The 26293-nt window shown below is 73.8% G+C and carries 19 protein-coding genes; 5 read left to right on the top strand and 14 right to left on the bottom strand.

The window, feature by feature from the left end:
* Positions 1–112 precede the first annotated feature (112 nt).
* From ACWD01_RS20535 to ACWD01_RS20475, 13 genes are all read right to left on the bottom strand, one after another.
* Positions 113–1351 (bottom strand): amidohydrolase, encoded by a 1239-nt coding sequence (locus ACWD01_RS20535; protein WP_451163792.1) that lies wholly within the window; start codon positions 1349–1351, stop codon positions 113–115.
* A complete protein-coding gene (locus tag ACWD01_RS20530) occupies positions 1348–3300 on the bottom strand; it encodes a TOMM precursor leader peptide-binding protein (RefSeq protein WP_451163790.1) in 1953 nt (650 codons plus the stop codon). Before ACWD01_RS20530 ends, ACWD01_RS20535 begins: the two co-directional genes overlap by 4 nt.
* Positions 3297–4052, bottom strand: coding sequence for an ABC transporter permease (locus ACWD01_RS20525; RefSeq protein ID WP_451163788.1), 756 nt, complete (start codon positions 4050–4052; stop codon positions 3297–3299). Before ACWD01_RS20525 ends, ACWD01_RS20530 begins: the two co-directional genes overlap by 4 nt.
* Positions 4049–5008, bottom strand: coding sequence for an ATP-binding cassette domain-containing protein (locus ACWD01_RS20520; RefSeq protein ID WP_451163786.1), 960 nt, complete (start codon positions 5006–5008; stop codon positions 4049–4051). The genes ACWD01_RS20525 and ACWD01_RS20520 overlap by 4 nt, the downstream gene beginning before the upstream one ends.
* Before the next feature lie 46 nt (positions 5009–5054).
* Positions 5055–6197, bottom strand: a complete 1143-nt coding sequence (locus tag ACWD01_RS20515; RefSeq protein WP_451163784.1) for a metalloprotease — start codon at positions 6195–6197, stop codon at positions 5055–5057.
* Positions 6194–7318, bottom strand: coding sequence for a lantibiotic dehydratase C-terminal domain-containing protein (locus ACWD01_RS20510; RefSeq protein WP_451163782.1), 1125 nt, complete (start codon positions 7316–7318; stop codon positions 6194–6196). The genes ACWD01_RS20515 and ACWD01_RS20510 overlap by 4 nt, the downstream gene beginning before the upstream one ends.
* Positions 7306–10134, bottom strand: a complete 2829-nt coding sequence (locus ACWD01_RS20505; RefSeq protein WP_451163780.1) for a lantibiotic dehydratase — start codon at positions 10132–10134, stop codon at positions 7306–7308. The genes ACWD01_RS20510 and ACWD01_RS20505 overlap by 13 nt, the downstream gene beginning before the upstream one ends.
* A gap of 13 nt (positions 10135–10147) precedes the next feature.
* Positions 10148–11782, bottom strand: a complete 1635-nt coding sequence (locus ACWD01_RS20500; protein WP_451163778.1) for a nitroreductase family protein — start codon at positions 11780–11782, stop codon at positions 10148–10150.
* A 65-nt stretch (positions 11783–11847) separates the two neighbouring features.
* The gene (locus ACWD01_RS20495; RefSeq protein ID WP_451163776.1) at positions 11848–13782 is read right to left on the bottom strand and encodes a TOMM precursor leader peptide-binding protein; all 1935 of its coding nucleotides are present in this window, start codon (positions 13780–13782) and stop codon (positions 11848–11850) included.
* Positions 13772–16021, bottom strand: a complete 2250-nt coding sequence (locus ACWD01_RS20490; RefSeq protein ID WP_451163774.1) for a TOMM precursor leader peptide-binding protein — start codon at positions 16019–16021, stop codon at positions 13772–13774. Before ACWD01_RS20490 ends, ACWD01_RS20495 begins: the two co-directional genes overlap by 11 nt.
* 183 nt (positions 16022–16204) lie before the next feature.
* A complete protein-coding gene (locus ACWD01_RS20485) occupies positions 16205–17989 on the bottom strand; it encodes a BTAD domain-containing putative transcriptional regulator (RefSeq protein WP_451163772.1) in 1785 nt (594 codons plus the stop codon).
* Positions 17990–18561: 572 nt separating this feature from the next.
* Positions 18562–18732, bottom strand: coding sequence for a thiazolylpeptide-type bacteriocin (locus ACWD01_RS20480; RefSeq protein ID WP_451163770.1), 171 nt, complete (start codon positions 18730–18732; stop codon positions 18562–18564).
* Positions 18733–18930: 198 nt separating this feature from the next.
* Positions 18931–19863, bottom strand: coding sequence for an NADP-dependent oxidoreductase (locus ACWD01_RS20475; RefSeq protein WP_451163768.1), 933 nt, complete (start codon positions 19861–19863; stop codon positions 18931–18933).
* Positions 19864–19982: 119 nt separating this feature from the next.
* Between ACWD01_RS20475 and ACWD01_RS20470 the strand changes: the two genes are divergently transcribed.
* On the top strand, positions 19983–21011 hold the full coding sequence (locus tag ACWD01_RS20470) for a GlxA family transcriptional regulator (RefSeq protein WP_451163766.1): 1029 nt from the start codon (positions 19983–19985) through the stop codon (positions 21009–21011).
* A 36-nt stretch (positions 21012–21047) separates the two neighbouring features.
* On the opposite strand, the gene ACWD01_RS20465 is transcribed toward ACWD01_RS20470, so the two are convergent.
* Complete coding sequence (locus ACWD01_RS20465) at positions 21048–21494, bottom strand: hypothetical protein (protein ID WP_451163923.1); 447 nt, start codon at positions 21492–21494, stop codon at positions 21048–21050.
* 101 nt (positions 21495–21595) lie between these two features.
* On the opposite strand from ACWD01_RS20465, the gene ACWD01_RS20460 reads away from it, so the two are divergent.
* The 4 genes from ACWD01_RS20460 to ACWD01_RS20445 all read left to right on the top strand — a co-directional run bounded on the left by ACWD01_RS20460 (position 21596) and on the right by ACWD01_RS20445 (position 26288).
* A complete protein-coding gene (locus tag ACWD01_RS20460) occupies positions 21596–22384 on the top strand; it encodes a GntR family transcriptional regulator (protein WP_451163764.1) in 789 nt (262 codons plus the stop codon).
* Positions 22381–24792, top strand: coding sequence for a dolichyl-phosphate beta-glucosyltransferase (locus ACWD01_RS20455; protein WP_451163762.1), 2412 nt, complete (start codon positions 22381–22383; stop codon positions 24790–24792). The genes ACWD01_RS20460 and ACWD01_RS20455 overlap by 4 nt, the downstream gene beginning before the upstream one ends.
* Positions 24793–24993: 201 nt before the next feature.
* A complete protein-coding gene (locus tag ACWD01_RS20450) occupies positions 24994–25644 on the top strand; it encodes a hypothetical protein (RefSeq protein WP_451163921.1) in 651 nt (216 codons plus the stop codon).
* A 146-nt stretch (positions 25645–25790) separates the two neighbouring features.
* Positions 25791–26288: a hypothetical protein gene (locus ACWD01_RS20445; RefSeq protein WP_451163760.1), complete on the top strand. Its 498-nt coding sequence runs from the start codon at positions 25791–25793 to the stop codon at positions 26286–26288.
* The last annotated feature ends 5 nt before the right edge of the window (positions 26289–26293 follow it).

Here is a 26293-nt window from a genome sequence, read left to right as displayed (position 1 = left end):
CTGGGGGCACTCCCCCTACGCCTGGCGGGGTGGGAGGTTACCCCCACCCACGGCCGCCAGGCGTAGGGGGAGTTTGAGGCGCGGGATTAGGGGCGGAGCCCCGGCGGGGGCGTCAGCCCGGGGTGAAACGGTCCAGCGCCGCGGCGGCCAGCGTGGTGATCGCGGGGCGCAGGGCGCTCCCGATGTGCGGGGCGAAGAGCGGGGAGTGGTTCGGGGCCGGTGCCCGTTGCCACTCCCGCGTGCCCACCACCCCCAGCATCCAGTAGACCAACGGCACTCCGTGCAGGCCGTGCACGGCGGCGCCGGGGTCCCCGAACAGCGGGAAGTCCTCGGTGGCCATCGAGCCGGGCCAGTCCAGGACCCGCCCGGCGCCCAGGAGCGCGGTGTGGGCGCGCCGTACAGCGGCGGTGCTGTGCGCGTCGCACAGCAGGGACGCCGAGCGGGAGACGACCGCGATCTCCGGCTCGCGCGGCGCCCCCGCGGCCGCGCTCTCCGCGAGGACGACGCGGCGCACCGCGGCCAGCGCCCGGTCCAGGGACGCCTCGTGCGCCGCGCGCAGCGCCATGCCCAGCCGGGCCTCGTCCGGGATGACGTTGGCGGCGGTCCCGGCCCGCAGGGTGCCCACCGTCAGGGTCACCTGGTCGGCGGGCGCCGTCTCGCGGGCCACGACGCCCTGGAGCCGGGTGACCACGTGGGCCGCGGCGACCACCGGGTCGACCGCCAGGTGCGGGGTGGCGACGTGGCCGCCCCGTCCGTGCAGCAGGACGTCGAGCACCGCGCCGGCCGCGGCCATGGGTACGCCCTGCGGCGCGTGCGCGACCGTGCCGGCCGGCAGCGGCGCGGCGTGCTGGGCCAGCACCACGTCGGGCCTTCCGAACCGGTCGTACAGACCGTCGGCCAGCATGGCCTCGGCACCGCTCAGCGTCTCCTCCGCGGGCTGTCCCACCACCACCAGGGTGCCCTGCCACCGGTCGGCCGGACCGGCGAGCAGAGCGGCCGCGCCGGTGGCCGCGGCCATGTGGAGATCGTGGCCGCAGGCGTGCATGGCGCCGTTTCGGGCGGCGTACGGCAGTCCGGTCCGCTCCTCGATCGGGAGCGCGTCGAGTTCCGCCCGCAGCCACACCCGGGGGCCGTCCCCGTTGCTCAGGACGCCGACCACACCGTGGCCGCCCACCCGCTCGGTCACCGTGCACCCGGCCGCCTCGAGGGACCGGGCGAAACGGCCGGCGGTGCGCTCCTCCTGCCCGGAGGTCTCCGGGTGCGCGTGCAGGTCCAGATACAGGTCGAGGGCAGGCCTCAGGACTTCCCCGGCGCGGGCGAGGAGACCCTCGGGGGGAACGGACGCCTTCACGGGAAGGGATGCGGGGCCGGCACGAGGTCCGCGTCGGTCAGGTCGCGGTCCCGGTGCCCGCCGCGGCGCAGCGCGGTCCGCAGCCGGGGCATGAGCAGGGCCCGCTGCCGGTTCCAGCCGAAGTCGATCGGCAGCAGCCCCGGCACCACCGTGGCGACCGTGCGCAGCCCCGCCCGCTCCTGCTCCGGCGGGGTCTGGTCGACGGCGATCACGTCGTGGCCCGCCGCGACGAGTTCGTCCCGCACCGCCGCCACGTCGTCGCGCAGGTCGCCGGTACGGGGCCGCCCGTGGCGCTCCCAGTCCCCGTACACCTCGTCGAAGTGCCGGGCCGGGGACGGTTCCAGATAGGCCCGCGCGTAGGCGGACATCCGGGGCAGCCCGTACAGCTGGGGGTGGTCCTTCAGTTGGCGCACCAGGGCGAAGTCGTCCGCCATGGCCTCCAGTTCGTCCCGGCGTTCGGCGGTCTGCCGGGACAGGTGGGGGATGTAGCTCAGCACCTCGGACAGGGCTCCCTCGACCGCCGACCTCGGGTCCAGGGAGGCCGCCGCGGCGAAGGACAGGGTTCCGGGGCCGCCGTCCCGGCGGACGCCGACCACGGTGACGGCCGGGATCGCCAGGTCGATCCGGTTGTCGAAGACATGGACGTCGTAGCCCTGGAGGGCGGCCCGCTCGGCCATCGCGACGGCCGTGGGACTGCCCACCGTGGCCAGGTCGATGCGGGGCAGCCGGGCCGCGCCGTACCAGCCGTTCAGGAAGGAGTCCCGCTCGACGAGCTCGAGGAGGCCGCCCAGGACGGCCTCCTCCAGACAGCCGCCGATGGCGCAGCCGTTGGAGCACTCGAAGACGAAGTTGTCGCCGGCGAGCGGGATGCTGTAGTAGACGAGCCGGGACGGCACCAGCACCGGACGTTCGTCCCGCAGCGACCAGCCCCACTCCCAGGGGATCGGCCGACGCGGGTCGAAGGGGTCGGTCAGCGGATCGTCCCGGTACGTCTCCGGGCTGTACAGGCCGCACACCGCGGGGTCGACCGCGTCGGCCCGCAGTTCCTCGTAGGAGCCGACGACCGGGGCGCGGCCGCCGCGCCGGTGGGTGCCCGCGTACCGCTCCAGCCCCTCCAGGAACGCCAGCCGGCGGCTGGTGGCGAACGAGTTCTCCTGCCCGCTCCAGGTGACGTCGTGCAGCCCCGCGTAGCCGCGGACGAAGGCGCTGCCGGCCACCGGAGCGGTGGTGGACGAGGTGACATCGGTCCAGGTACCGGCCCCCAGGGCGCCGCAGACCGGGTTGGCCAGGGCGTTGGTGGGCAGCGGGTGGGCGAAGGCCGACCGCAGCCGGTAGGTGTCCGGGTCCGGTTTGGGGCGCGAGAAGAGGGTGAGCGGCTCGGCGTGGTCCGTCGCCGGGGTGCGGTGGCCGCAGTCCGGGCAGAGCGGGTCGGCGAGCAGCGGATACGTCCGGACGGTCAGGTTCGCCAGGCCGAGCCGGGTCACCTGGGGCAGGGCGCGGTCCGCCGGATCCTGTGCCGGGGGCGCCGGGAGAGGCCCTCGCAGCAGCGCCTCGCACAGCGCGGTCACGGTGTCCCGGACGTGACCGGTGAGCACCGGCCAGGCGCCGGCCGGGCGGGGCCCGTCGGGCCCGGCGGTCTCCAGGGCGTTGCGTTCGCTGCGGCTGCGCAGCCGCTGCCAGCGCAGGGCCAGGCAGCGGCCGCAGGCGGGGGCGGTGCCGTCGCCGCCCCACGGGCCGAGCAGGACCGCGGAGGCGGTGACGTGGACCAGCGCGGCGGGCCGGTCCGCGGCCCACGGGTCCCGGTCCCGGGCGTGCGGGCCGCCCGCGCCGACGGCGCCCACCGGGACCACCCGGGGAGCGTCGGCGCCGAAGTGGCCGTCCAGGTCTGCCTGCAGGGTGTCGCGCGCGTGCGCCATCGGCTGGGCGAGCGGCGGGGCCGGGGCGCTCATGAGGACTTCGTCCAGCGGAAGGTGCGCGCCGCGACGGCGCCGAAGACCACGGCGAACGCGACGAGCCCGACGGCGCCCCAGCCGATGTCCGACAGATCGCCGCGGCCGGTCAGCGCGGCCGACACCGCGTCGTTGAGATAGCGGAGCGGCAGGACCGTCGAGACCCTCTGCAGCCAGTCCGGCATGGAGTCCAGCGGGAAGAACGAACCGGACAGGAACGCCATGGGCAGCATCACGAAGTTGGCGATGCCGGCCACCGACTCCGGGGTGTCGGCGATGCTGCCGATGATCACGCCGAGCAGCAGGAAGGTGGTGATGCCGAGGAGCATGACCGGAATCAGCAGGGGCCACTGGGAGTCGGGCACCAGGTCGAAGCCCGGCAGCATCGCCACCCCGATGAACAGCACCGACTGCACCAGGCCCACGCCCAGGGCGAGTACGTAGCGGGAACCGATGACGGCGGTCAGCGGGGCGGGGGACAGCCGGATCATGCGCAGGATGTCGTCCGAGCGCCACTGCATCAGCGTGAAGCCGATACCGAAGACGGCGGCGTTGGCGACACCCCAGGAGAGCACCCCGGCGGCGGTGTAGGACAGGTAGGAGAAGCCGCTCTCCTCGACGCTGCGCCCGCGGAAGACGAGACCGAAGACGACGAGGAAGACCAGCGGGAAGGCGAAGGTGAAGAAGACCGTCGTCTTGTCCCGGACCTGGGCGCGGTAGCCCGCCGCGGTCAGCGCGGAGTAGGCGCTCATGACTGCTCCTGGTGGTTCGATGCGAGGGCGGCCTGCGGCCGGGAGGTGAGCTCGAGGTAGACGTCCTCGAGGCTGGGACTGCGGGTCTGCACGCCGTCCAGGCCGGTGAGGGGGTCGAGGGCGGCGAGGACCCGGCCGGTGGCACGGGTGTGGAGGACGAGGTGACCGCCCTGTACGGCGACGGACTCCACGCCCGGCAGGCCCGCGGCCTGCTCCTCGCCGATCCGGCCGAGCGGGACCAGCAGCCGGCTGGTGGCGCCGAAGGTCCCGATCAGGTTCTGCGGTTCGTCGGTGACGACGAGCCGGCCGTCCACCAGGATGCCCACCCGGTCGCAGAGCGCTTCCGCCTCGTCCATGTGGTGGGTGGTGTAGACGATGGTCCGGCCCTGCGCCTTCAGCCCCCGCAGCACCTCCCACAGATCGCGCCGCCCCTCCGTGTCCAGCGCGGCGGTCGGCTCGTCCAGGAAGATCAGTTCGGGGTCGTGGACCAGCGCGGAGGCGATGGCGAGCCGCTGCCGCTGGCCACCGGAGAGGTTGTCGACCCGGGCGCGGTGCTGGTCGCCCAGGCCCACGGACGCCAGAGTGCGGTCGACGGCCGCGCGGTCCGTGCCGAACAGCGCCGCGACGGTGCGCAGATGCTCGTGCACGGTCTGCCGTACGAAGAAGGCGGAGGACTGGGTCTGCACGCCCATGCGCGGCAGCAGACCGGTGTTGCGCGGCCAGGGCGACTCGCCGAACACCGTGACCGAGCCGGAGTCGGCCCGGCGCAGCCCCTCCATGATCTCCACCAGGGTGGACTTGCCCGCCCCGTTGGGTCCCAGCAGCCCGAAGAACTCACTGCGCCCGATGTCCAGAGAGACCCCGTCGACCGCCCGTCGGCTGCCGTAGTTCTTGGTCACGTCGTCGACCACGACGGCCGGCCCGGCCGGGTCCGTGGTGGGGGAGGGGGAGCTCATACGGGTACCTCATTCATGAGTTGCGTGTTCTCTCGTGGTCGGGGCGTCAGTGGAGGAACAGCCATACGACGGCGGCGCAGCTGCCGGCCGCGGCGCTCAGCACCAGGGCGGCCGCCGCGACGGCGTAGGAGACGTACAGGCGGCGGGCGCGCCGCGGGTAGGCGGCGACGGCGTCCCGCCCGTGGCGGCGCAGGGTCAGATACGTCCCGGTCTCCGGGGCGAGGTTCGCGGCCCCCAGCAGGTGGCCGAGCATGCGGTAGCCGTCCAGCGGCGGCAGCGGGACCAGATTGCTCAGCGCCTGCACGATGCCGATGAAGAGCATCCCGGTCAGCACCGGGCGGGCCGGGTCGGCCGGTGCCAGCAGCGCCCACCACAGTGCGAAGGGCAGCAGGAGGACCAGGTTGACGTAGGCGCCCGCGGCGGCGACCACCAGTTTCGCCCGCAGACCGGGCAGGAACAGGTAGTTGTCGACCCGGCAGTACATCATCACGGCGGGGAACCGCCAGCGCAGCCCGATCTCGGACACCACCCCGCCGTAGTGCCGGGCGGCGACGCCGTGCGCGAGTTCGTGCAGGCAGATGCTGAACCAGAGGAAGACCGCGAACGGGACCAGCGCCCACGGGTTGGTGAGCAGCTCCCACGTCCCGCCGAGGAACGCCCCCGGGTCCGCGAGAACGGCGACGGCCATCGCCACGGCGGCGGCGGCGGTCGGCAGTTGCGCCCAGGGGCGCAGCACCGGCCGCAGCAGCCGGTGCAGCCGGCCCGTCGTCGCATGGGCGTCGGCGACGGTGCGCCGGCTGCCCGCCCAGAAGGTGCCGGCACGGGCCGGGCCGGGCTCCGGCGGCGCGGGGTCCGGGGAGCCGTCGAGCAGGCCCCGGGTGCCCAGCAGCCCCAGGAGCCGCGTCCACTGCTCCTCCGGCAGCCTGCGCCGGAAGCGTTCCGCGTACGCGGCCACGACGTCGTCGACGTTCCGTGTCCCGTCGAGCAGGCCGATGACGAAGTGCTCGCGCGGGCCCACTTCGAAGGCGGCGCCGCTGACCGGGTGCTTGATCAGGTGCACGGTGCGCGGGCCGCGCAGCAGCGGCGGGCTGATCAGCACACCCGCCCGCAGAGCGGGCCGGTACGCCCGCGCGGCGGCCGCCCTGCCGGACCGGCCGGCGGCAGGACCGGCGTGGTCGGTGTCTCTCATGAGGCGGCCTGCCGTCCCTGGGCCGGTTCCCGCAGCACCCGGCCCAGGACGAAGGCCAGGTACGCCTCGTCCCGGATGGTGACGTGCAGCCGGTTGTTGGTCATATGCATGTACGGCGAGAGGAGGCGGGGCAGCACGGCCGGGGCGTGCGTGACCGTCACCAGGGGGGCCGCGTCGGGGTCGTCGGTGCGCGCCTGGCCGGCGTCCTCACGGGCCGGGCCGTCCCAGGCCGGAAAGGCGAGTTCGCCGCGTGCGGTGAGGTCCACCACCCGCTCGCGCAGTTCCAGGCAGTGCTCGGCCCAGCGGCGCAGGAACGCCGGCAGCCGGGACAGGTCGCCGCTCGCCACCGTCTGCCGCACCTGGGCGAAACGGGCGCCGAGAGCGGGCGCCTCCCGGTCGTAGGTGCGCTCGTACTCGCTGGACCCGATGAAACCGGTGCCGGGGAACAGCCGGTGCCAGAAGTCGTAGTAGGAGTCGAGGTAGTCCGCGAGCCGGTCCTCCTCGGGCAGGAAGCAGCCGGCCATCACCATCATCAGCTGCGCGGACGTGCCCAGGAGCACCGTCCGCAGGTGCAGGTTCATGCTGCGGTACGCCTCCAGCACGAGGTCGCTGGAGTGCCGGAAGTGCCACTCGGCGAGCTCCACGCCGGCCGGCCCGCCGTACTTGGCGTACTCGGGGGCGTAGGCCTCGTAGGAGAAGGAGTTGTTCGGCCGGAGGTTCATCCGGCCGTCCGGGCCCATGTACGCGGCGCGGTCCGCATCGGGGAACTCGATGTCGAACAGGGAGTTGTAGAAGTCCTTCAGGAAGCCCGAGTCGACCTCGTACAGGGCGGGGCGAGTCTTCAGGAAGCCGCTGATCGCCTCCTCGGCGCGGCGCCGCACCTCGGCCTCCACGGCCGGGCCGCTCGGGCGCAGCCGCAGCCGGACGTGCGGGCCCTCCAGCCAGTAGTTGATGAAGAAGTAGCCCGACAGCAGCCCTTCCTCGGTGAGCCGGTCCACCAGGGGACGGACGCATTTCACCAGCAGCGGCTGGGGGTTGGCGGCGTAGAAGATGTGCAGTGCCAGCCACGGCGAGGGGGCGGCGCCGGGCGGGGAGGACGCGGGTTCGGTCAGTTCGGACATGACGGTGCGACCTCCTGGTCGGACTGGGGCGGCTGACGGGTGGTGAAGGTCTCCACGGCGAGTTCGGCGACGTGCCGGCCGCGCGGGGAGGTGAGGTGGAGGCCGTCCTCGGCGGGGAGCATCTCCCGGAAGGCCACCCGGGTGCCGGGCCCGCGCTCCACCAGGGCGTCGAACGTGGCCAGGCACAGCGGGCTGTCGAAGTCGACGTAGACCGGCTTCGCCCCGATGGGCCCCTGGCCGGGGTGGGAGACCGTGGCGAAGCAGCGGTCCGGCAGGCCGTGGGCGCGTTGCCAGCGCCGGTACTCCAGGTAGTGCTCCTCCTCGCCGCCGCCCTGGCCCCGGACCGGCAGCACCTCCGCGTCCGCCGTCCAGGTCCGCCGGGCGACCACCACGTCCCCGTGCCTGACCCGGGGCCTGCGGGTGACGCCGTCGACCGGTTCGCCCTCGGGCACCCCCGCCCAGACGTCGAAGGGCGCCATGGTGCTGGGGGAGAGGAGCAGCAGGCTGCGCGGGATCTCCGGCAGCGCGATCGGCACGAGGTAGCCGAGGTACACCGGCACGACCTCACGGCCGAGGCGGCGGGAGCGCAGCACGAGCCGGCCCGCCGCCGCGTCGTGGACGACGTAGAGGTCGTCCAGCTGGATCCGGTCCTCCTCCGGCACGGTGCTGGTCTCGCCGGGGCAGACGATCTGATGCGCGGTCAGCCGGCCGTGCAGATTGAGGTTGCTGGTGACCGGACCGCCGGTGACCTCCGCGAGGACGGCGCCGTCCGGGCAGCGGGCCGCCATCTCCGCGCGCAGCGCGTCACAGAATCCGGGGGCGGACGGGTCGCCGTCCGGGCCGGCGCCGTCGAAGAGGTGGGTGAACCGGCTGAACGGGAAGGCCAGCCCGCCGTACGACTTGTTGAGCACCACCAGCGGCCGGCCGCCCTCCGGCCGCGAAAGCTGGAGGTGGTGGCTCTGGGGGGTGAAGTGGCCGGTGATCCCGCCCAGTTCGGCGGCGGTCCCCGACAGCAGCGCGGCGGGCAGCTCGATCTCCTCCGCGCCGCGCTCCGCGCCGTCCCGCCACAGCTCGCTCATGCCTGCGTGGAAGTGCCGGCGGGCCCCGTCGAGGGACCTCATCTCGTGCTGCCCGAGCCAGTTCTCCTCGGGCACGTAGGCGCCCCGGTCGTCGAAGGGGACCCGCTTGGCGGTGAAGGAGACGTACTGGTCGAAGAAGTCCTCGTGGAAGTCGTGGATCAGGCCGAGCAGGTCGTCGCAGCGGCCGCCGCTGCCGTAGCGGGCGACGAAGAACCCCATGAGGGTGATGCGTTGCGGCAGTGTCAGGTCGAACAGCGGCAGCACGCCTTCGACGGCGCGCAGCGCCCGGCCGGTCTCCCGGCCGAGCACGGCAGACGCGCACTCCGACACGCCGCCGGTGTCCACGTCCTCGTACACCAGGGTCTGCGGGAGCGCCGGTTCGGCCGCCCCCAGTTCCCGCTGGGCGTCGAGGAGCCCGGTGCGCAGGCTGCCCAGCAGGGCCCGGCGCTCGTCGACGCCCGCCGCGGGGTAGCGGGCGAGGCAGTCGGCCACGCCGTCCAGCAGGGCGGCGAGCCCGTCGGCCCAGGAGGCCCCGAGCGAGCGCAGGGCGTCCTGGTAGGAGCGCAGCGGGTCGAGGTCGTGCACGTTCGCGCGGAGCGCCGGTGTCTGCACCATGCCGAGGTCCAGCAGGGCCGACGCGTACCGCTCGCACGCGTCGCGTCCCGCGTCGTGCTCGCTCTCCAGCCAGGCCACCAGGTCCCGATGGCGGACCGGTTCCGGGTGCCCGCCGAGCCACTCCAGCAGGCGCTCCAGAGTGCCGCTGCTGCGCAGGAAGAACAGCCGGTCGCGGACCGCGTCGAAGGTGACCGCCGCACTGTCGTCGCCGGCGGCCAGTACGTGGCGTACATAGCGGATGCGGTCGGCGTCGCGGCCCCAGCCCGGCGAGAGGACCACCGGCAGGTCCTGGCGGCGTACCGGATCGGCCGTGATCAGCTCGGTGAGCCGGGCCAGGGCCACCACGTTGAGCCGTACGTGACTCACCCAGTTCTCGCCGGTGCGCAGCGCCGCCCCGGCGGGCTCCGGGCCGTCGGTGAAGGCGCCCAGGCCGATGCCGGTGAAGGTGCTGAAGGGGCTGGTCTTGCAGGCGGTGCGGTACAGGTAGGTGAGCGCGGACCGCTCGATCTTGCGCAGGCGGTTGCCCGGCCGCTCGCCGGTGTCGCGCAGGTAGGTGTCCAGCCTGGCGTCGAGGGCGGGCGAGGCGAGCAGCAGCCCGAGGCGCAGCCGGTCGTCGGCCAGCACCGCGCGCAACGCGCGGCGGTTCTCGCGCAGTTCACCGGCGAGCAGGGCGGCGCCGTCGCGCCGGAGGGCGTCCAGGCGGGCTCGGTCGCGCAGCCACTCCTCGGTACGCCGGCCGGTCTCCGGGTCACGCTCCGCCACCAGACGGACGGACGCCGCGGGGTCGGCCGGCAGCCGGTTGTTGAAGATCTGCCGCCGCAGGTTGATCAGGCCGCGGCGGGCCGCCGCGTCGCCCGGGTGCTCCTCGGGGCCGGTGGTCGCCTTGACCAGGGTGTGCAGCAGGTCGCTCAGCTCCGCGCCGGCGGCACTCAGGCGTTCGTCCTCGTCCAGCACGGCGTCCGCCCAGCGGCGGGTGCCGGGGCAGCGCAGGCCGTGCACGGTCTCGACGGGCAGGCCGGCGGCGCGCAGCACGAAGCGCCGGCCGAGTTCCCAGTGGGCGCCGGGGGCGGCGGGCTCCGGGTGGGCGGTCCGGGCGCCGGACTCTATGGGGGTCATGAACATTCCTTCGCGGCCGTCAGGCGATCTCGTGGCGGAAGTCGGCGGACCCGGGCCGTTCGTGACCGAGGGCCATGATGAGCAGGGGGGCCTCGTCCCCGTCCGCCAGGCCGAGCCGCTCGACGAAGGAGACGTTGTCGAAGCCGAGCGCCACGCCGGCGCCCAGGCCCAGGGCGGAGGCCGCCAGGTAGAAGCTCTGCGCGACGGCGCCCGCGGTGCCGACGGCCAGCCGGTAGCCGCGGTCGCCGACGGCGTCCAGTACGGCGGTGGTGCGCACGGTGGGCACGATCACCACCCCGGCCTGCTCCAGGTTGTAGTTGGCCAGGAAGTAGTTCTCCTGCAGGAAGGAGCCCTGCGGACCGGCGGCCACGAGCCGCAGGTCGCCGTGGTCGGGGTCGTAGACGTACGCGCCCTGCTCCACGCCCTCGACGTGGTTCACGAAGGCGTACATCCGGGCGAGCCGGACCTCCCCGGCCGGGTCGGCGTCGCCCGCCGGCCGGGTTTCCGCGCAGGCCGCCAGCACCGCCGACACGTGTTCGGCGGCCACCCGGCGACGGGCGTCGAACCGGCCGAAGCTCGACCGACGTTCGCGCAGGGTGCGGCGCAGGCCGGTGCCGGGGAAGGCCGGCGCGGGCAGCTCCACCCGGTTGCCGCCGGCGTCGGTGGGCAGGGCCGCGGCGGCCGCCAGCGCCCCGGGCGGGGGCCGGTCGGCGGCGCCGGCCAGGGTCGCGCGGTGCATGGCGCGCAGCGCGGTGAAGTCGAGCAGGGTGCGGGAGCGTTCGACGTCGCGGTGCCGGACGGAGGGCCGGTGGGCCGGGTCGGTGCGCGGCGCGTCCTCGCGGGCCCGGTCCCGCCGGGGCGCCGGTGCGTCCCAGACCAGCGGCACGACCGCGAACACGGACTCCTCGTCGCCCGTCACCCCGAGCAGCTCGTTCAGCCGGGGCTCGTCGAACCACATCACCGGGGCGAGGCGCAGCCCCCGGGCGGCGGCCCAGATCCGCCAGGTGTGCACCAGGGTGCCGATGTCGGTGGAGACCACGTGGAAGGAGAAGCTGTTGTACTTGAACGAGTTCTGCCAGTACTTGACGCCGAGGATCAGATACTGGTCGGTGCCGAGGACCTCGGCGGGGGCGTCCGGGCCGAGCGCCCGGTGGACCCGGTCGGTGACGTCGCCGGCCAGCAGCCGCTGCAGGGCGTGCCGGTGGACGTCGTAGTAGTGCAGGCCCGGAGTGAGGGGACCGGAGGCGCCGGACGCCCAGTGGATGCTCACCGGGTACAGGCCTCCGCCGCCCGCGGTGCCGCGCGACCAGTTGGCGTGCGGGTAGAACGGCAGACCGGGCAGGTCGGTGTTGGCCTGGACGCCCAGTCGGCGCCCGGTCAGCCCGTAGGAGTCCTGGAGCATCGCCGACAGCAGCGGCAGGCTGAAGCCGGGGGCGGCGTCGCCGCCCTGCACCGGAACGGCGCCGGGCAGCAGACCCGGCGCGACCGGGACGTCGGCGAGGTCCTCGGTGGTGGGCAGGGCGAACGCCTCGGCGGCCGGATAGTACTTGCCCCGCCGCGGACCGTCGTCCCAGTTCACGACATGGTCGGTGGGCTCCATCGGGACGCGCCCGCGGTGCAGGACGGCGTGCGCGTACTCATGGGCGTACCCCATGAGCTCCCCCTTTCCTCGGTTCTTCCTCGGTACGCCGGCGTCCGTGCGCCGCGGCGGTCGGCCGGTCATGGGAACGGATGCGGGCCGGGGTTGAGGCCGGACTCGGGCAGGTCGTCCGGACGCAGCCCCGCCTCGCGCAGCGCGGTGCGCATGCGCGGCATGTGCCGGGCGCGCTGCCGGGTCCAGCCGAAGTCGAGCGGCAGCAGCCCGGGCACCAGCACCTTCACGGTGTACAGCCCCAGAGCGCGCTGCTCGGGCGTGGTCTGGTCGACGACGACGACGTCGAAGCCGGCGGACGTCACGGCGTCCACGGCGGCGAGCAGGTCGTCGCGCACGTCGGGACCGGAGCCGTCGGCGCGGCTCCAGGCCAGGTCGGCCACGGTCAGGAGCGGCGCGGGCGCGGACTGCCGCAGCAGGAAGTCGGCGTGACGGCCCATCTCCGGCACGGCGTAGACCAGCGGATGGTCGTGCAGGCTGGTGATCTTCTCGAAGTCGGCGGCCATGGCGCGGTACCCGTCCGCGTCGCGCTCGAAGCGCTGCTTCAACTGCACCGAGTCGGTGGCGATCTCGCACAGGGCGGCGGCCAGCGCGGCCTCCGGGTCGAGGGAGGCCCCGGCCCCGAAGCACATCCGGGCGGGCCCTTTGTCGAACCGCTCGGCGACCCCGGTGACCACGGGGACCGGGAAGGTGATCCGGGTGTCGAAGAACCGGGCCCGGTACCCGTACATGGCCATGCGGTCGGTCATGAACCGGGTGCGCGGGTCGGTGCTGGTCGACGGGTCGATCTCGCGCAGCGGCTGCATCCCGTGCCAGGCGAGCAGGAAGGCGTCCCGCTCCAGGACCTCCATCAGACCGCTGAGCACGGCCTCCTCCAGACTGCCCCCGGAGGCGCAGCCGTTGGAGCTCTCCTGCACGAAGCGGTGCTCGATGCCCGGCTTGTGGTAGAAGGCCAGGATCTCCGGAACGGGACGCGGCCGGGCGTCCCGCAGCGACCAGCCCCACACCCAGGGGATCGGCCGGTCCGGTGTGAACGGCGGCACCCAGGGGTTCGCCCGGTGGAAGCCGTCCGTGTACAGGCCGGTCTCGCGCGGGTCGACGGCGTCCGGCCCGAGGTCGTCCAGGGCGGCGGTCAGCGTGACCGCGCGGCCCCGGGCCCGCATCCCGGCGAAGCGCTCCAGGCCCTCCAGCACGCCGATGCGGGTGCTGTCGAGGTACGTGTCGGCGTGCCCGCCCCAGAACGTCTCCCGCAGGTAGTCGCCGGAGCGGCTGGAGAAGCAGCCCACCGTGGCGGAGGTGGTCGGCGAGGTGACGTCGCACACCACCGACGGGCCGACCGCCCCCCAGTGCGGGTTGGCGAACGCGTCCACCCGCAGGCCGTAGTCGTCCAGCGGACGGACCCGGCTGACACCCGGCCGGTACTTCGGCGCGGGCCGCAGGCCCAGGGCCGCCGACTCGGCGGTCACCGGCTCGGGGACGCCGCAGCGGGGGCAGTCCGGCTCAGGCACCAGCGGATGGTGGCGGACCGTCAAGTCCTCCAGGTCCATCAGCCACACGTCGGGGAACGGCGTGTCCCCGTGCGGGCCGGCCGCGGCGAGCCGGGCGATCAGCGCGGCGACGGCCTGCGCGGCGAACGGCGTCGGATAGGGCCAGGGGCCCGCCTCCCGGGTGCCGCCGCGCAGTTCCAGGCCCTCCCGCAGACCGACCGAGCGCACCGACTGCCAGCGGCGCCGCAGGCACACGGCGCAGCCCGCCCCGCCCTCGGCGGGCCAGGGGCCGACCATCACCTGGCGGCCGTACAGGTGCACGGGCAGGACAGTGTCCGGGGCGTCCCCGGGGTCGGTGAAGGCGTCCCGCACCCCGAGCGCTGCGACACCGATGCCGGGTACCGGGCGTCCGGGCGGCGCGGGCAGGTCGCGCAGGGCCCGGTGGACGTCCTCCGCGAAGCGGCGGCAGGCGTCCTCGCGCGGCCCGGCAGCGGACTCGGTCAGGTCAGCGGTCATCGTCGGCCGCTGCGGTGAGCAGAACGCGGACGGTGTGGATCCCGGCGGCGGGCAGGTCGGCCGCGTGCGTGGGCACGACGAGGGCGTCCCGGCCGGCCGACGCCAGCCGTTCCAGTACGTCCGTCCACGTCACGGGCGGCCGGCCGGCGGCCGGCTCCTCCCCGGCCCCGTCGGCCGTGACCGGGATCAGGGCCGCGTCCAGCTCGGCCAGCAGCGGATCGCCCGGGTCGGGCGTGCCCAGGACCCCCTCGGCGGAGAGCTGCACCGCGCCGATCAGGTCGCGGAGGGCGTCACCCGCGGCGGCGGCCGGCTCCAGGGCGGCGCCGACGGCCCAGCGGACCGGCTCGTGCGGCTCGGCGGGGCGGGTGCGGGTCAGCACCACGGACACCCCGGTGCGCTCCGCCTCACCGAGGTCGAGGAGTTCGGTCTCCAGGCCCAGATGTCCGGCGGAACGCAGCAGGAAGGTGCCCTCGGGGTCGTCGGCGAGCAGCGCGGGGGAGAGCACCGCGGTCCGTCCGGTGCCGCGCACGGCCCGCTGCAGCGCGTCGTGGGCGAGCGCCGACAGCAGTCCGGCCGCCGCGGCGGTGGGCAGCCCGTCGCCCGCGCCGGCCCCGGCGCGCGACGGCTCGAACCGGCGGTCCTGGTTGTCCGGACCGAACGGCCGTACGGCGCCGGCCGGCACCAGGATCCTCTCCTTGGTCAGCAGCGACGTGGCCGCCGTCCAGGCGGCGACCGGACCACTCCCGGCGCCGGTCGCCGTGGAGAGCGTCTCGGGCCGCACCCGCGCGGCCTCCGAGCCGTCCGCGCGGGACGCGCCGCCCGGCTCGTGCACGGCGGGCACGACGTGCTCCGCGTAGACCGCGGCGGCGGCGTCGAGCGCCCGCAGACGGGCGCCCGCGGTGTGCTGGACGTCGAACGCGACGACGGTCCGGGTCCCGGGCACGCCCAGCCCGACGTCCACCGCGCCGACCTTCAGCGGGGTCTGGGTGACCGGCTCGTCCGCGTACCGGGTGAAGACCCCGACGGACGGCCGGATCGCGATCGACCGGCGGTCCAGCTCGGCCAGCGGCCCCTCGGTCGCGCCGTCGTCCGGGGCGGCGGCGACGGCCGGCTCGAAGCGCGGGCGCGCGGGAGCCGCGGACAGATCGACGGGTTCGGGCGAGACGGGCTGGGCCCGGCAGTACGGGCAGCGCGGGTGGGGCAGCAGCCGCTCCGCCAGGACGTCGAAGGAGGCCATGTCCTGGAGCAGCACCTGACCCCGGGTCTCGGCCGGCAGGGCCTCGGTGACCAGCCGGAACACCTCGTAGCCGAGCAGGTTGCCGAGCATCGCCGCGAGCGGCCCGCGCGGCACCTGGGGCGCGCTGGTTCCCAGGGCCAGTCCGCTCCACAGGCCGGCCGCGACCGCCGGGTCGCCCGTCGCGCCGAGCCGCAGTGCCGCGCAGGCGAGGCAGCCGTCGGTGTCCGGGGCGCTGACCGGTCCGACCACCGCCCGGCCGCCGAACGTCCAGGCGGGCAGCAGCGTGCGGCCCTCGGGCACGCCCTGGGCGAGCAGGGTGATCGCGGTCCGGAAGGCGTCGCCGCCGGCGGCGGCGACCACCACGTCGTACCCCTCGTACGCGTCCCAGCCCGCCGGGCCGGCCGCGGGCAGCACCGTCACCTCGGCCGGGGCCCCCTGCGCGGTGCACTCCGCCGCCGCCTCCCGGAGCCGGCCGAACTCCGCGGCGGTGGCGGGGCCCACGGCCAGGGCGTCCTCCACGGCGACGTTCGCGCAGCCGTTGCGTATCAGGGACAGTGCGCACCAGTGCGCGACCGGGCCGTCACCGAGCACCGCGACGCGGGTGCCGCGGAACGAGGCGAACCTGCCTTCGGCGTTGTCGGCGTAGTGGTCGAGGTAGGCGATCTGCTGCGCGAAGTGCGCGGTGACCGCGGCGTCCGGTGACGCGCCGGGCCCGGGGTCCGGCACGGGCCGGGCGAAGCCGCGGGCGTAGAGCGCCTTGACGAGGCCGCCGACCATCGCCCGCTGCTGGTCCGGGAAACCCGTGCAGATCTCCGCCACGGTCCGGCTGCCGTCCAGGTGCGGGACGAGGAGTGTGGCGAACCGGTAGGCGGACGGGGAGCTGAGCTGGAAGCCACCGTCGGCGTTGTGGAAGACCACGCCGTTGGGCGTCTCGGTGAACAGCACGTCGCGGCGCACCCTTGGCCGGGTGTCCGCGGTCTCCTCGTAGGGCGTCGTGGGCATTGCGGGGTCGCACCTCCGGGTCGGGGCCTGTCGGCCGCGGTGGATCTGAGAGCAGGGTCGGGGGCGGGTGTCGGGGCGCGGACGGCCCACGTCTTCTCGTCGTGGCGCGGTCGCCGCCGGCGGCTCCGGACGGCAGCGCGGTGCCCCGTCCGCGGCGGCGACGGCCCGTGGGCGGCCGTCCGTTCAGGCCGCCCGGTGTAGTGCGTGCACGCGGAACAAGCTGTTCATCCGCAGGGTCCCGGGCTGTTCCTCGTCGAGGAGCCCGGTGTCGAGGAGCCGCTCGAGCAGCTCCTCGGCGTGGGTCTCGGGCACGCGGAGTGCGGTGGCCGCGTCCGGTGCCGTGAGCTGCCCCTCCAGCCGGGCCAGCCGCAGGTGCGCGTCGGCCAGCGGTCCGGGCAGCCGTTCCAGGGCGCCGTCGAGCGTCAGGGGCACCGACATCCGGGGGTCGTCGGGCAGCGCCAGCCGGGTCGGCAGGCCCCGGCGCAGCCACGCGGCGTAGTCGGCCAGGCTCAGCTGGGGCCGGGTCAGCAGGCGGGCGGCGGCGATCCGCAGTGCGAGCGGGACATGCCCGCACAACTCCGCGAGGGCGTTCGCCTCCGCCGCCTCCGCCGCGACCCGCTCCCGCCCGAGCACGGCGGTGAGCAGGTCCGTCGACTCCCGCGGTGTCAGCGCGCCCAGTTGCAGCACCGCCGGGCCGTGCGTGGCGACCAGGGCGGCCTGCCGCATACGGCTGGTGACGACGAGGGCGCCGCAGCCGGGCACGCCGAGCATGTCCCGTACCTGGTCCGGGTGCACGACGTCGTCGAGCACCACCAGACACGACCCGCGGGGGGTGTCGGCCGGAAGTACGGCGAGCAGTTCGGCCGCCGCCTCCTCGGTGGGCCGTGGCGTACCGTCGGGCCGGGTCAGCGGCAGCAGCACGCCGCCGTCCGGGTAGCGGTCGGACACCAGCCGTCCGGCGTGCAGGGCCAGCGCCGTCTTGCCCATGCCGGGTCCGCCGGAGATGACGGCGATCACCGGGCCGGCGTCGGCCCGCCCGTCGCTCCGGCCGCTCCCCTTCAGCCGGTTCACGAGGTCGGCGGTCTCGCGGGAGCGTCCGGTGAAGCCCGGGACCTGGGGCAGCCGGGGGCTCGTCGAGAGGGCGGGTCCCGGGGAGGGAGGGCCGTCGCCGTGCGGAGCCGCTCCTGCCGCGGCGCCGTGTCCGCCGTGCACCGCGGGCGCGGGGGCCGAGCCGTGGATTTCCTCGCCGCGCAGAATGGCCAGCTCCAGGTTCTTCAGAGCCGCGGCCGGGTCGACGCCGAGTTCGTCCCGCAGGTGTGCTCTGATCCTGCCGTACTCGGCGAGTGCTTCGTTCTGCCGCCCCGCCCCGTAGAGCGCCCGCATCAGCTGGGCGGAGAACCCTTCATGCAGAGGGTGGGTCCGGGTGGCCTCCCACAGGTCCACCAGGACCTCGCGACATCGTCCGCCGGCCAGTTGCAGGTCGCAGACCCGTTCCAGGACCCGCAGGCGTTCTTCGACCAGCCGGGGGACCTCGTCGCGGTGCAGCAGGTCGGAGGGGACGTTGGCCAGCAGCGGTCCCTGCCACAGGCCGAGCGCCGTGCGCAGTATGGAGAGTTCGGCATCTCCGCCGCCGGACGCCTCGGACACCAGGCGGCGGAAGTGCAGCAGGTCCAGGGTGCCGTCGTCGGCCGGAAGGCGGTAGCCCCCGGCGACCGCGACCACGGCGTGCTCCTCGATGTCGTATTTCGCGAAGAGACGGCGCAGCCGCAGTACGCAGCTCTGCAGGGCCGCCTTCGCCGTCGCCGGCTGTCTCTCTCCCCAGATGGCCTGGCGGAGGTGCTCCGTGGGGACCACCTCACCGGGCCGGACGAGCAGCGCCGCGAGCAGCGACGTCGGCTTGGCCGGCGGCAGGACGACCACGGAACGCCCGTCGGTGATGCTGAGCGGGCCGAGCAACTGAAAACGCACTGGTTCCCCCGTTGAAACCTCGGACTTCTTCGGGGCCGGCACGCCGACCCCCGCAGGGCAGCGGTGCCGCGCCGCACCGTCCAATCCGGCGCCGTCCGAGTGGTGGCTCATTCGCGACGCCTGCTTCTTCGCCGGCACCGGAGGTACGCCGCAGATGTGAAGTCCTGCTGCACGTATGCCGTTGGTCTTGTGCCAGTCGTGAGTGTCTACTGGCGTAGAACGTGGGTCAAGGGGCGGTTGTGAAATAAGTGACAGTTGAGTTTCAGTCGCTGACACTTCGTCAAATACCTTGCGCCACAAGCATTTTCACTGGTCGTCGGCGTGCCGGTGCGTTTGCGGAGCACCAGTACGCCGGGTGCCGTCGCGGAACCGGAAATCCCCGGTCCTCCGGGATTCGCCGAACGTACCCACGCTGTTCAGATCCGCCGCTGCCGCAGCTCGGCCCCACGGCCGGAACACACCTTCTCGGGCACCGCCGCGACCGGCCCTCGGGCACGCCGAGCACCCGGTCGGCACCCTCCCCCGATGAAGGGGGCGGGCGCCGGCCGGGCGTTGCCGCGCAGGACGCGAGGTCAGGCGGAGCAGGAGGTGGTGCTGCAGGTGGAGCTGGAGGTCGAGGTGGAGCTGGTGCTGGTGCAGCCGGCCAGCACGACCTCGCTGGCGTCCGAGTAGTCGGAGATCTCGAACGTCTCGGCCTCGAGCTCGAGGATCTCGTCGGCGAGGGTGCTCAGGTCCATGCTCATGGTGTCTCCCCATGGTCGGGGCGGACCACCGTGTCGGGTGGCGACCGCCGTTCGGTGACGAGGCCATTCCAGCGGCCACCACTCACCGTTCGGCACGTCTTCCGCTGTCATTCCGCTGACGCGCCGCGCAAGCGCCGACCGATCGGGGCTTCCGGCAGGCCGACGCCCCCGTCGTCGGCACCCCCGTGCCACCACCCCTTACCCCACCGTCAGCACCACCTTCCCCCGCGCACCCCCCGCCTCCCCCACCGCATGCGCCTTCGCCGCCTCTTCCAGCGGCAGCACCGCCTCCACATGCACCCGCAGCCGACCCGACTCCACCAGCGCCGCGATCTCCTTGAGGGAACCCGCGTCCGGCTCGACGATCATGAAACCGGCGCGCAGGCCCTGCTGTTCCGCGACGTCCGCGAGATACGCCTCCGCCGGGGACGCGATCGAGACGAGCGCGCCGCCGGACCGCAGCACGTCGAGCGAGCGCGGTCCGTACTCGCCGCCCACCGCGTCGAGGACGACGTCCACGTCCCGGACGGCCGTCTCGAAGGCCACCTCCCGGTAGTCGACGACCTCGTCCGCCCCCAGGCCCCGCACGAAGTCGTGCGCGGACGCCGACGCCGTGCCGACGACGTACGCGCCCCGGGCCTTGGCGATCTGCACGGCGAGATGGCCGACGCCGCCCGCGGCGGCGTGGATCAGGACGCGCTGCCCGGGACGGACGTCCGCGGTGTCGACCAGCGACTGCCACGCCGTCAGCGCCGCGACGGGCAGCGCGGCCGCCTCCACGTGCGAGAGCCCGGCCGGCTTGCGGACGAGATGGCGGGCGGGCGACGTCAGGAACTCCGCGTACGCACCGGCGGGCTGGGGCAGCCGCGGCATCCCGAACACCTCGTCGCCCGGCCGGTACACCGTCACGCCGAGGCCCACTTCCTCGACGACGCCGGAGACGTCCCAGCCGAGCGGCACCGGACCGCCGGAGAGCAGGCCGCCGGTCGAACGGTGCCACCGGTCCGTGGGGTTGACCCCGGCCGCGTGCACCCGCACCAGGACCTCCCCCGGGCCGGGCTCCGGCCGCTCCTTCCCGACGATTTCCAGGACTTCGGGTCCACCAAGGGTCTGCTGGCCGATGGCACGCATGACTGACGCTCCTTCAACAGGCGTTCGACGGGGGTGTGCGGGGGGTATGCGCCCACCCTCCGCCGCCGCTCACGCCCCCCACGAGTGGCCGGGTGGCCAAGGTGTGCAAGGATCCGGCCATGCCGCCACTCCCGTCCGCGCCGCGCCTGCACCGTGTCGTCGTGCTCGCCCTCGACGGCGTCTATCCCTTCGAAATGAGCATTCCCGCACGGATATTCGCCACCGCCGCCGGCCGTGACGGTGAGCCGCTCTACGAAGTGATCACCTGCAGCCTCGACGGCGGCCCGGTCCGCACCAGCGCGGACTTCTCCGTCACGGTGGAGCACAGCGCCGACGTCCTCGCGACGGCGGACACGCTCGTCGTCCCGCCCTTCGCCTGCGGGCCCGGCCAGAACACGGACCGGCTGCCCGCCCCGCTCGCCGACGCGCTGCGCGCACTGCGCCAGGGGACCCGAACCGTGTCCATCTGCACCGCCTCGTACGTGCTCGCCGCCGCCGGTCTCCTCGACGGGCGCCGGGCGACCACGCACTGGAACGAGGCCGCCGCCTTCCAACGGGCCTTCCCCGAGGTCGAGGTGGACCCGGGCGTGCTGTTCGTCGACGACGGCGACGTGCTCACCGCGGCGGGCGTCGCGGCCGGCGTCGACCTGTGCCTGCACATCGTGCGGCGCGACCACGGCAGCGAGGTCGCCAACCGGGTGGCGCGGCTGTGCGTCGTGCCGCCGTGGCGGGAGGGCGGGCAGGCACAGTTCATCGAGCGGCCGGTGCCGCAGCAGACCGCCGCCACCACGTCCGCGACCCGCGCCTGGGCCCTGAGCCGTCTCGGCCGCCCGGTGAGCCTGGCCGAGCTGGCGGCGCACGCGCGGATGAGCGTGCGCACCTTCTCGCGCCGTTTCAGGGAGGAGGTCGGCATGACCCCGGTGCAGTGGCTGACGCAGCAGCGCATCGACCATGCCCGCCGCCTGCTGGAGACCACGGACCTGCCGGTCGACCGGGTCGCCGAGGAGTCGGGCTTCGGTACGGCGGCCTCGCTGCGCCAGCACATGGCGGCGACGGTCGGCGTCTCCCCGATGGCGTACCGCCAGACGTTCCGGGCCCAGGCCGACCGGGCCCGGACGGACCGGGCGCAGGCCGACCCTGTCCGTTGAGCCGTTGAGCCGTTGAGCCGTTGAGCCGTTGAGCCGTTAAGACGGCTCGACCTCCAGGAACCGCCGCTTCCGCGGCCCCCGGTACAGCAGCGCCTCCCACCCCAGCCCCGCCAGCACCTCGGCGCACGCCTTGAGCCGGGTCTCCTCCTCCTGGGCCGCGCCGCCGCCCGGCGGGCCGAGCCACTCCACGTACACCGTCCGGGCGCGCTCGCCGGGCAGCACGCGGTAGCCGGTGGCCGTGCGCCGGGCGGCGTCGTCCGCGGCCACCGCGGACGGCGGGAGCCCGGCGGCCTCCAGCGCCAGGGCCACGGCGCGTACGGTCCGGTTCAGCTCCCACGGTGCGGGCACGCTCTCGCCGCCCGTGGAGTTCGTCACTCGGCGGATCCGGAGCAGCCCCTCGAACGCCGTCCGCACCTCCGCGGCCCTGCCCGCCCCCGTCACCTGGGGCCCGTCGCCGGTGGCTGGCTCGAACACGTCCTCCATCCGGGCATCGCCTCCCCTCACGGTCAGACCGTACGCCGCGCACTCGCCGCGCCTGCCCTGGCCTATCGTGTCCGGGACCGAAGGTGAAGGGGAAGGCCACGATGCCCGGCTACGGGAGCGGCAGCGGTGGCGGGAACGGCGGCACGAGCGCCGTCACCCGCAGCACTCTGCGGCAGCAGATTGCCGATGCTCTCCGTGACGAGGTGCTAGCAGGCCGTATGCGGCCGGGGCAGGAGTTCACCGTCAAGGAGATCGCGGAGCAGTACGGCGTCTCCGCGACGCCCGTCCGCGAGGCACTCGTCGACCTGTCGGCGCAGGGGCTGCTCGACTCCGACCAGCACCGCGGTTTCAAGGTGCACCAGTTCTCCGTGGACGACTACCGGACCATGGTCGAGACCCGGTCCATGGTCGTGTACGCCATCTTCGGCCACCTCGAACAGCAGCGGCCCTGCCCGCCCACTCCGCAGGCGCTGCTGTCCGTGCAGCGCCGGGCCGAGGAGGCGTCGCGGGCGGCGCGCACGGGCGACCTGGACATCCTGATCGGCTACGACCTGCGCTTCTGGCGGGAGCTCGCCGCGCTCGCCGCCAACCGCTATCTCTGCGACTTCCTGCACCGGCTGCGGGTGCAGGCATGGGTGTTCGCCGTGCCGTTGCTGCGTGCCGACCCGGAGCAGTCCGACTGGCTGTGGAGCGGGCACCAGGACATCGTCGACGCGGTCAACAGCGGGGACACGGAGGGCGTGCGGACCGCGATCCGCGCGTACAACGACCACGCCCTGGCCTGGGCGGACCGGCTGGAACGACAGAGCCGGCAATGGGAGCAGAAGCAGAGCCGGCAGCGGGAGAAGCCTGACCGGCAACAGGACCGGCAGCGACGGCAAGAGCGGTGAGCGTGGATCTGAGCGTCGTCGTCCCGGCGTACAACGAAGAGGCGCGGCTGCGGCCGACACTGGACGCCATCCGCGCCCATCTGCGCGCCGAGCCCGACCGCTGGGGCGAGTGGGAGCTGATCGTCGTGGACGACGGCTCGACCGACGCCACCGTGAAGATCGCGCAGGAGGCCGCGGCGGAGGAGCCGCGGATCCAGGTCGTGACGAGCGCGACGAACCGCGGCAAGGGCAGCGCCCTGCGCCTCGGCGTCCTCGCCTCGTACGGCCGGCGGGTGCTGATCACCGACGCCGACCTGGCGACCCCCGCCGAGGAGCTGGACCGGCTGGAGACGGAGCTGGAGTCCGCCGGCGCCGCCGCCGCGATCGGCTCGCGCGCCCACCCCGACGCGCGGATCGAGGTGCACCAGCGGCGCGTGCGGGAGTGGCTCGGGCGGATGGGCAACCGGCTGATACGAGCGGTCGCCGTCCCCGGCATCCGGGACACCCAGTGCGGTTTCAAACTGCTCGACGGCGACAAGGCGCGCGCCGCCTTCGCCGACTCCCGGCTGGACGGCTGGGCCATCGACGTCGAGGTGCTCCGCTTCTTCCGGCGCCAGGGCTGGCCGGTGACCGAGGTCCCGGTCCGCTGGTCGCACGTCGCCGGCTCCAAGGTCAGACCCGCCGATTACGGCAAGGTGCTCCTCGAACTGCTGCGGCTGCGCGCCCGCGCCGTGCGCCGGGTCGACCTGGCCGTCGCCGGGCTCTTCCTCGTCGCGTCCGTACTGCTCTACAAGGGGCTGTGGACGGACCTGGACCGCGGGTACCTCCGTGACGCCGGCCAGGACCAGAACCAGTGGGAGTGGTTCTTCGCCGTCACCGCCGACAACGTCGTCCATCTGCGCAATCCGCTCTTCACGACCCTCCAGAACAATCCGGAGGGCGTGAACCTGATGGCGAACACGGTGATGCTCGGGCTGTCCGTGCCCTTCACCCCCGTCACCCTCGCCCTCGGCCCGACCGTCACCTGGGCGCTCGTCCTCACGCTGGGGCTCGCGGCGACCGCGACCGCCTGGTATCTGCTGATCGCCCGCTGGGTGGTGGCGAACCGGTGGGCAGCGGCGCTCGGCGGCGCCTTCGCCGCGTTCGCGCCGCCGATGATGTCGCACGGCAACGCGCACCCGAACTTCCTCGTCCTGTTCGTGATCCCGGTGATCATCGACCGCGCGCTGCGGCTGTGCGAGGGACGGAACGTCCGGCGGGACGGGATACTGCTGGGCCTGTTCGCCACGTACCAGATCTTCCTCGGCGAGGAGCCGCTGCTGCTCGCCGCGATGGGCATGCTGCTGTTCGCCCTCTCGTACGCGCTGGCCGCCCGCGACGTGGCCAGGGCGGCCTGGCGGCCGCTGCTGAAGGGCACCGGCATCGCGCTGCTGGTGTGCCTGCCGCTGGTGGCTTTCCCGCTGGGCTGGCAGTTCTTCGGGCCGCAGAGCTACAAGAGTGTGCTGCACGGCGACAACGCGGGCAACAGCCCGCTCGCCTTCCTCCAGTTCTCCGGCCGTGCGCTGCTGGGCTCCGACGCGGGCGCCGACCCGCTGGCCATGAACCGCACCGAGCAGAACGCGTTCTTCGGCTGGCCGCTGATCGCGCTGGCCTTCGCGATCGTGATCCGCCTGTGGCGGCTCCCGCTGGTCAAGGCGCTCACCTTCACGGCGGTCGCCGCGGCGTTCCTCTCCCTCGGGCCGAAGTTCCGCATCCCGCACACGGACATCGTGCTGACCGGCCCGTGGCGGGCGCTGGCGCACCAGCCGCTGTTCGAGTCGGTCATCGAGTCGAGGGTCGCGATGATCTGCGCGCCCGTCCTCGGGGTGCTGCTCGCGCTGACGGCGCAGCGGCTCGCCGCCTGGCGCCCGCCGCTGCGCGGTCTGGGCTTCGCCGCGCTGGCGGCGGCGCTCGTCCCGGTGCTGCCGACGCCGTATCCCGTACGCGAGCGGCCCGAGATACCGGGCTTCATCGCGCAGGGCACGTACGAGAAGTACCTCGCGGACGGCGAGTCCCTGGTGACCGTCCCGCTGCCGCACCCCGGCAGCGCGGAGGCCCTGCACTGGCAGTCGGCGACGGGACTCGGCTTCCGGGTGGCGGGCGGCTACTTCAACGGCCCGTGGGGCCCGGACCGCATCGGCATCTACGGTGCGACCCCGCGCCACACCTCCAACCTGCTGAACGACGTCCGCAACTCCGGCCAGGTCCCCGTCATCGGCCCCAACTGGCAGGCGCAGGCCCGCCAGGACCTCGAGGCGTGGAACGCGGGCGTGGTGGTACTGGCCCCGCAGTACAACGACGGGCCGCTGTACGCGACGGTGGAGAAACTCCTGGGCCGACCGGGGGAGAGGGTGGCCGGGGTGTGGGTATGGGACGTGGGAGAGGAGTGACAAGGAGGTGCCGGACCGTACGAAACCGTGCCGAACGGTCCCTTCGCCGACCGCGCCCGCCGCACTACGCTGCTGTGACCATCGTCCTTCTTCACGCTTCCTCCACCTTCCGCCGTCTTCGGCCCGCAGGTCCCGGCCCGTACGGTCACCGGACCCTCGACCGCACCACCCGTGCCCGAACTGCTGAGAGCGAGCCCTCCCTTGGCCTGTGACCTGTGGCTGGTCCCCCTCGTCGACGTGCTGTGCCACAGCCCCGACAATCCCTTCGCCGAAGAGATCGCGTCCTACGACAAGGCCCTGACCGGCGCGGGCCTGCCGACCGTGCCCGTCTTCGCCTACATGCCGGGCCTGTCGGGCGACGTCGCGCCGGTGGCCGGGTTCGACTACGACGCGCTGCACTTCCTGCGCCGTGCCTATCTGCTGCAGCTGTGCGGGCTCGCGGTGACGCCGGTGGACGAACTCGGCGGCGACTACGAACAGTTGCTGGAGATGTTCGAGTCGACGGCCCAGCAGTCCCATCTGGTGTGGCACTACGACCACGCCGGCGCGTATGTGCCGGTGGACTTCCCGGCCCCCCTCTTCAACGACGAACTCCTCGAGGGCGGCGGCCCCTTGGGCTCCACCCAGGGCCTGCTCCGCGAGCTGGAGTACGTGGCCCCGTCCATCGGCATCGACCCGGCCAACCCGCCGGCCGCACCGGACCCCCCGGACCGCCCGACGTCCCTCGAGGAACCGGCCGGCCCGATCCCCTACGACGACAACCCCTTCGCCCGCGAACGCCACGTCTGGCTGGGCCTCCACGCGGCGGCGACGCGCAGCCTCGGCCAGGGATCAATGATCATCTTCAGCTGACGCCCGCGTGCGCCCGCCTCCTCGCGGCCCACTCCACCGACCAGGCGCCCGACACGGTTCGGGCGCCTGGTCCGTGCGGGGGCGTGTCCCTGGGGCCTCCGCGGGCCTACGGTCGGCACTGCTGACCAGAGAAATGGTTTGTTGCGATGGAACATGAACGACGGCTGCTGCAAGCGGTCATCGAGTGCAGCGGCATCTCGGAGACCCGATGTGCATGCGGCAGGAGTTCCCGCCATGTAATCGACGAGCTCTTCGAATCTCTGGACCGTGCCCCCGGAAGTCTGGTTGAGAAGGACTGGATGGAAGGGCACATACTCATTCAGTCCTTCATGGAGGAGTCTGCACCTGCTGTGGCGCGGGTCCTCATGTCGGCCTTGCCCGTCTACCCCTCGGGGGAAGCCAGGCAAGTCCTTCTGGAATCACTGATGTACCTGTCCGGAGGTGACTCCGACGAGTTGGTGGACCGATGCCAGGAAGTGATCGGCCGTGGTGCCTGGCTGCTCCTGGAGGAGATCTCCTCAGGGCGATCGACAGCCTGCGCTTCCTACGCGTTCGAGATTCTGGAAATCCTTGGCGAGGACGAGTGGGTGAGCCTTTCACGTGCGTACTTCTCGGATTTGCTGCCCCAGGAACCTTCTGAGTAACGCTT

This window comes from Streptomyces sp. NPDC002835, assembly GCF_053591995.1.
Note: the sequence above shows the minus strand (reverse complement) of the source record. Positions and strands in the feature narration are given on the sequence as shown.

What these genes read in the sequence shown, in the direction of transcription:
- ACWD01_RS20530 (WP_451163790.1), bottom strand. Translation starts at nt 3,300, where the DNA reads ATGAGCGCCCCGGCCCCGCCGCTCGCCCAGCCGATGGCGCACGCGCGC.
- ACWD01_RS20525 (WP_451163788.1), bottom strand. Translation starts at nt 4,052, where the DNA reads ATGAGCGCCTACTCCGCGCTGACCGCGGCGGGCTACCGCGCCCAGGTC.
- ACWD01_RS20520 (WP_451163786.1), bottom strand. Translation starts at nt 5,008, where the DNA reads ATGAGCTCCCCCTCCCCCACCACGGACCCGGCCGGGCCGGCCGTCGTG.
- ACWD01_RS20515 (WP_451163784.1), bottom strand. Translation starts at nt 6,197, where the DNA reads ATGAGAGACACCGACCACGCCGGTCCTGCCGCCGGCCGGTCCGGCAGG.
- ACWD01_RS20510 (WP_451163782.1), bottom strand. Translation starts at nt 7,318, where the DNA reads ATGTCCGAACTGACCGAACCCGCGTCCTCCCCGCCCGGCGCCGCCCCC.
- ACWD01_RS20505 (WP_451163780.1), bottom strand. Translation starts at nt 10,134, where the DNA reads ATGTTCATGACCCCCATAGAGTCCGGCGCCCGGACCGCCCACCCGGAG.
- ACWD01_RS20500 (WP_451163778.1), bottom strand. Translation starts at nt 11,782, where the DNA reads ATGGGGTACGCCCATGAGTACGCGCACGCCGTCCTGCACCGCGGGCGC.
- ACWD01_RS20495 (WP_451163776.1), bottom strand. Translation starts at nt 13,782, where the DNA reads ATGACCGCTGACCTGACCGAGTCCGCTGCCGGGCCGCGCGAGGACGCC.
- ACWD01_RS20490 (WP_451163774.1), bottom strand. Translation starts at nt 16,021, where the DNA reads ATGCCCACGACGCCCTACGAGGAGACCGCGGACACCCGGCCAAGGGTG.
- ACWD01_RS20480 (WP_451163770.1), bottom strand. Translation starts at nt 18,732, where the DNA reads ATGAGCATGGACCTGAGCACCCTCGCCGACGAGATCCTCGAGCTCGAG.
- ACWD01_RS20475 (WP_451163768.1), bottom strand. Translation starts at nt 19,863, where the DNA reads ATGCGTGCCATCGGCCAGCAGACCCTTGGTGGACCCGAAGTCCTGGAA.
- ACWD01_RS20470 (WP_451163766.1), top strand. Translation starts at nt 19,983, where the DNA reads ATGCCGCCACTCCCGTCCGCGCCGCGCCTGCACCGTGTCGTCGTGCTC.
- ACWD01_RS20465 (WP_451163923.1), bottom strand. Translation starts at nt 21,494, where the DNA reads ATGGAGGACGTGTTCGAGCCAGCCACCGGCGACGGGCCCCAGGTGACG.
- ACWD01_RS20460 (WP_451163764.1), top strand. Translation starts at nt 21,596, where the DNA reads ATGCCCGGCTACGGGAGCGGCAGCGGTGGCGGGAACGGCGGCACGAGC.
- ACWD01_RS20445 (WP_451163760.1), top strand. Translation starts at nt 25,791, where the DNA reads ATGGAACATGAACGACGGCTGCTGCAAGCGGTCATCGAGTGCAGCGGC.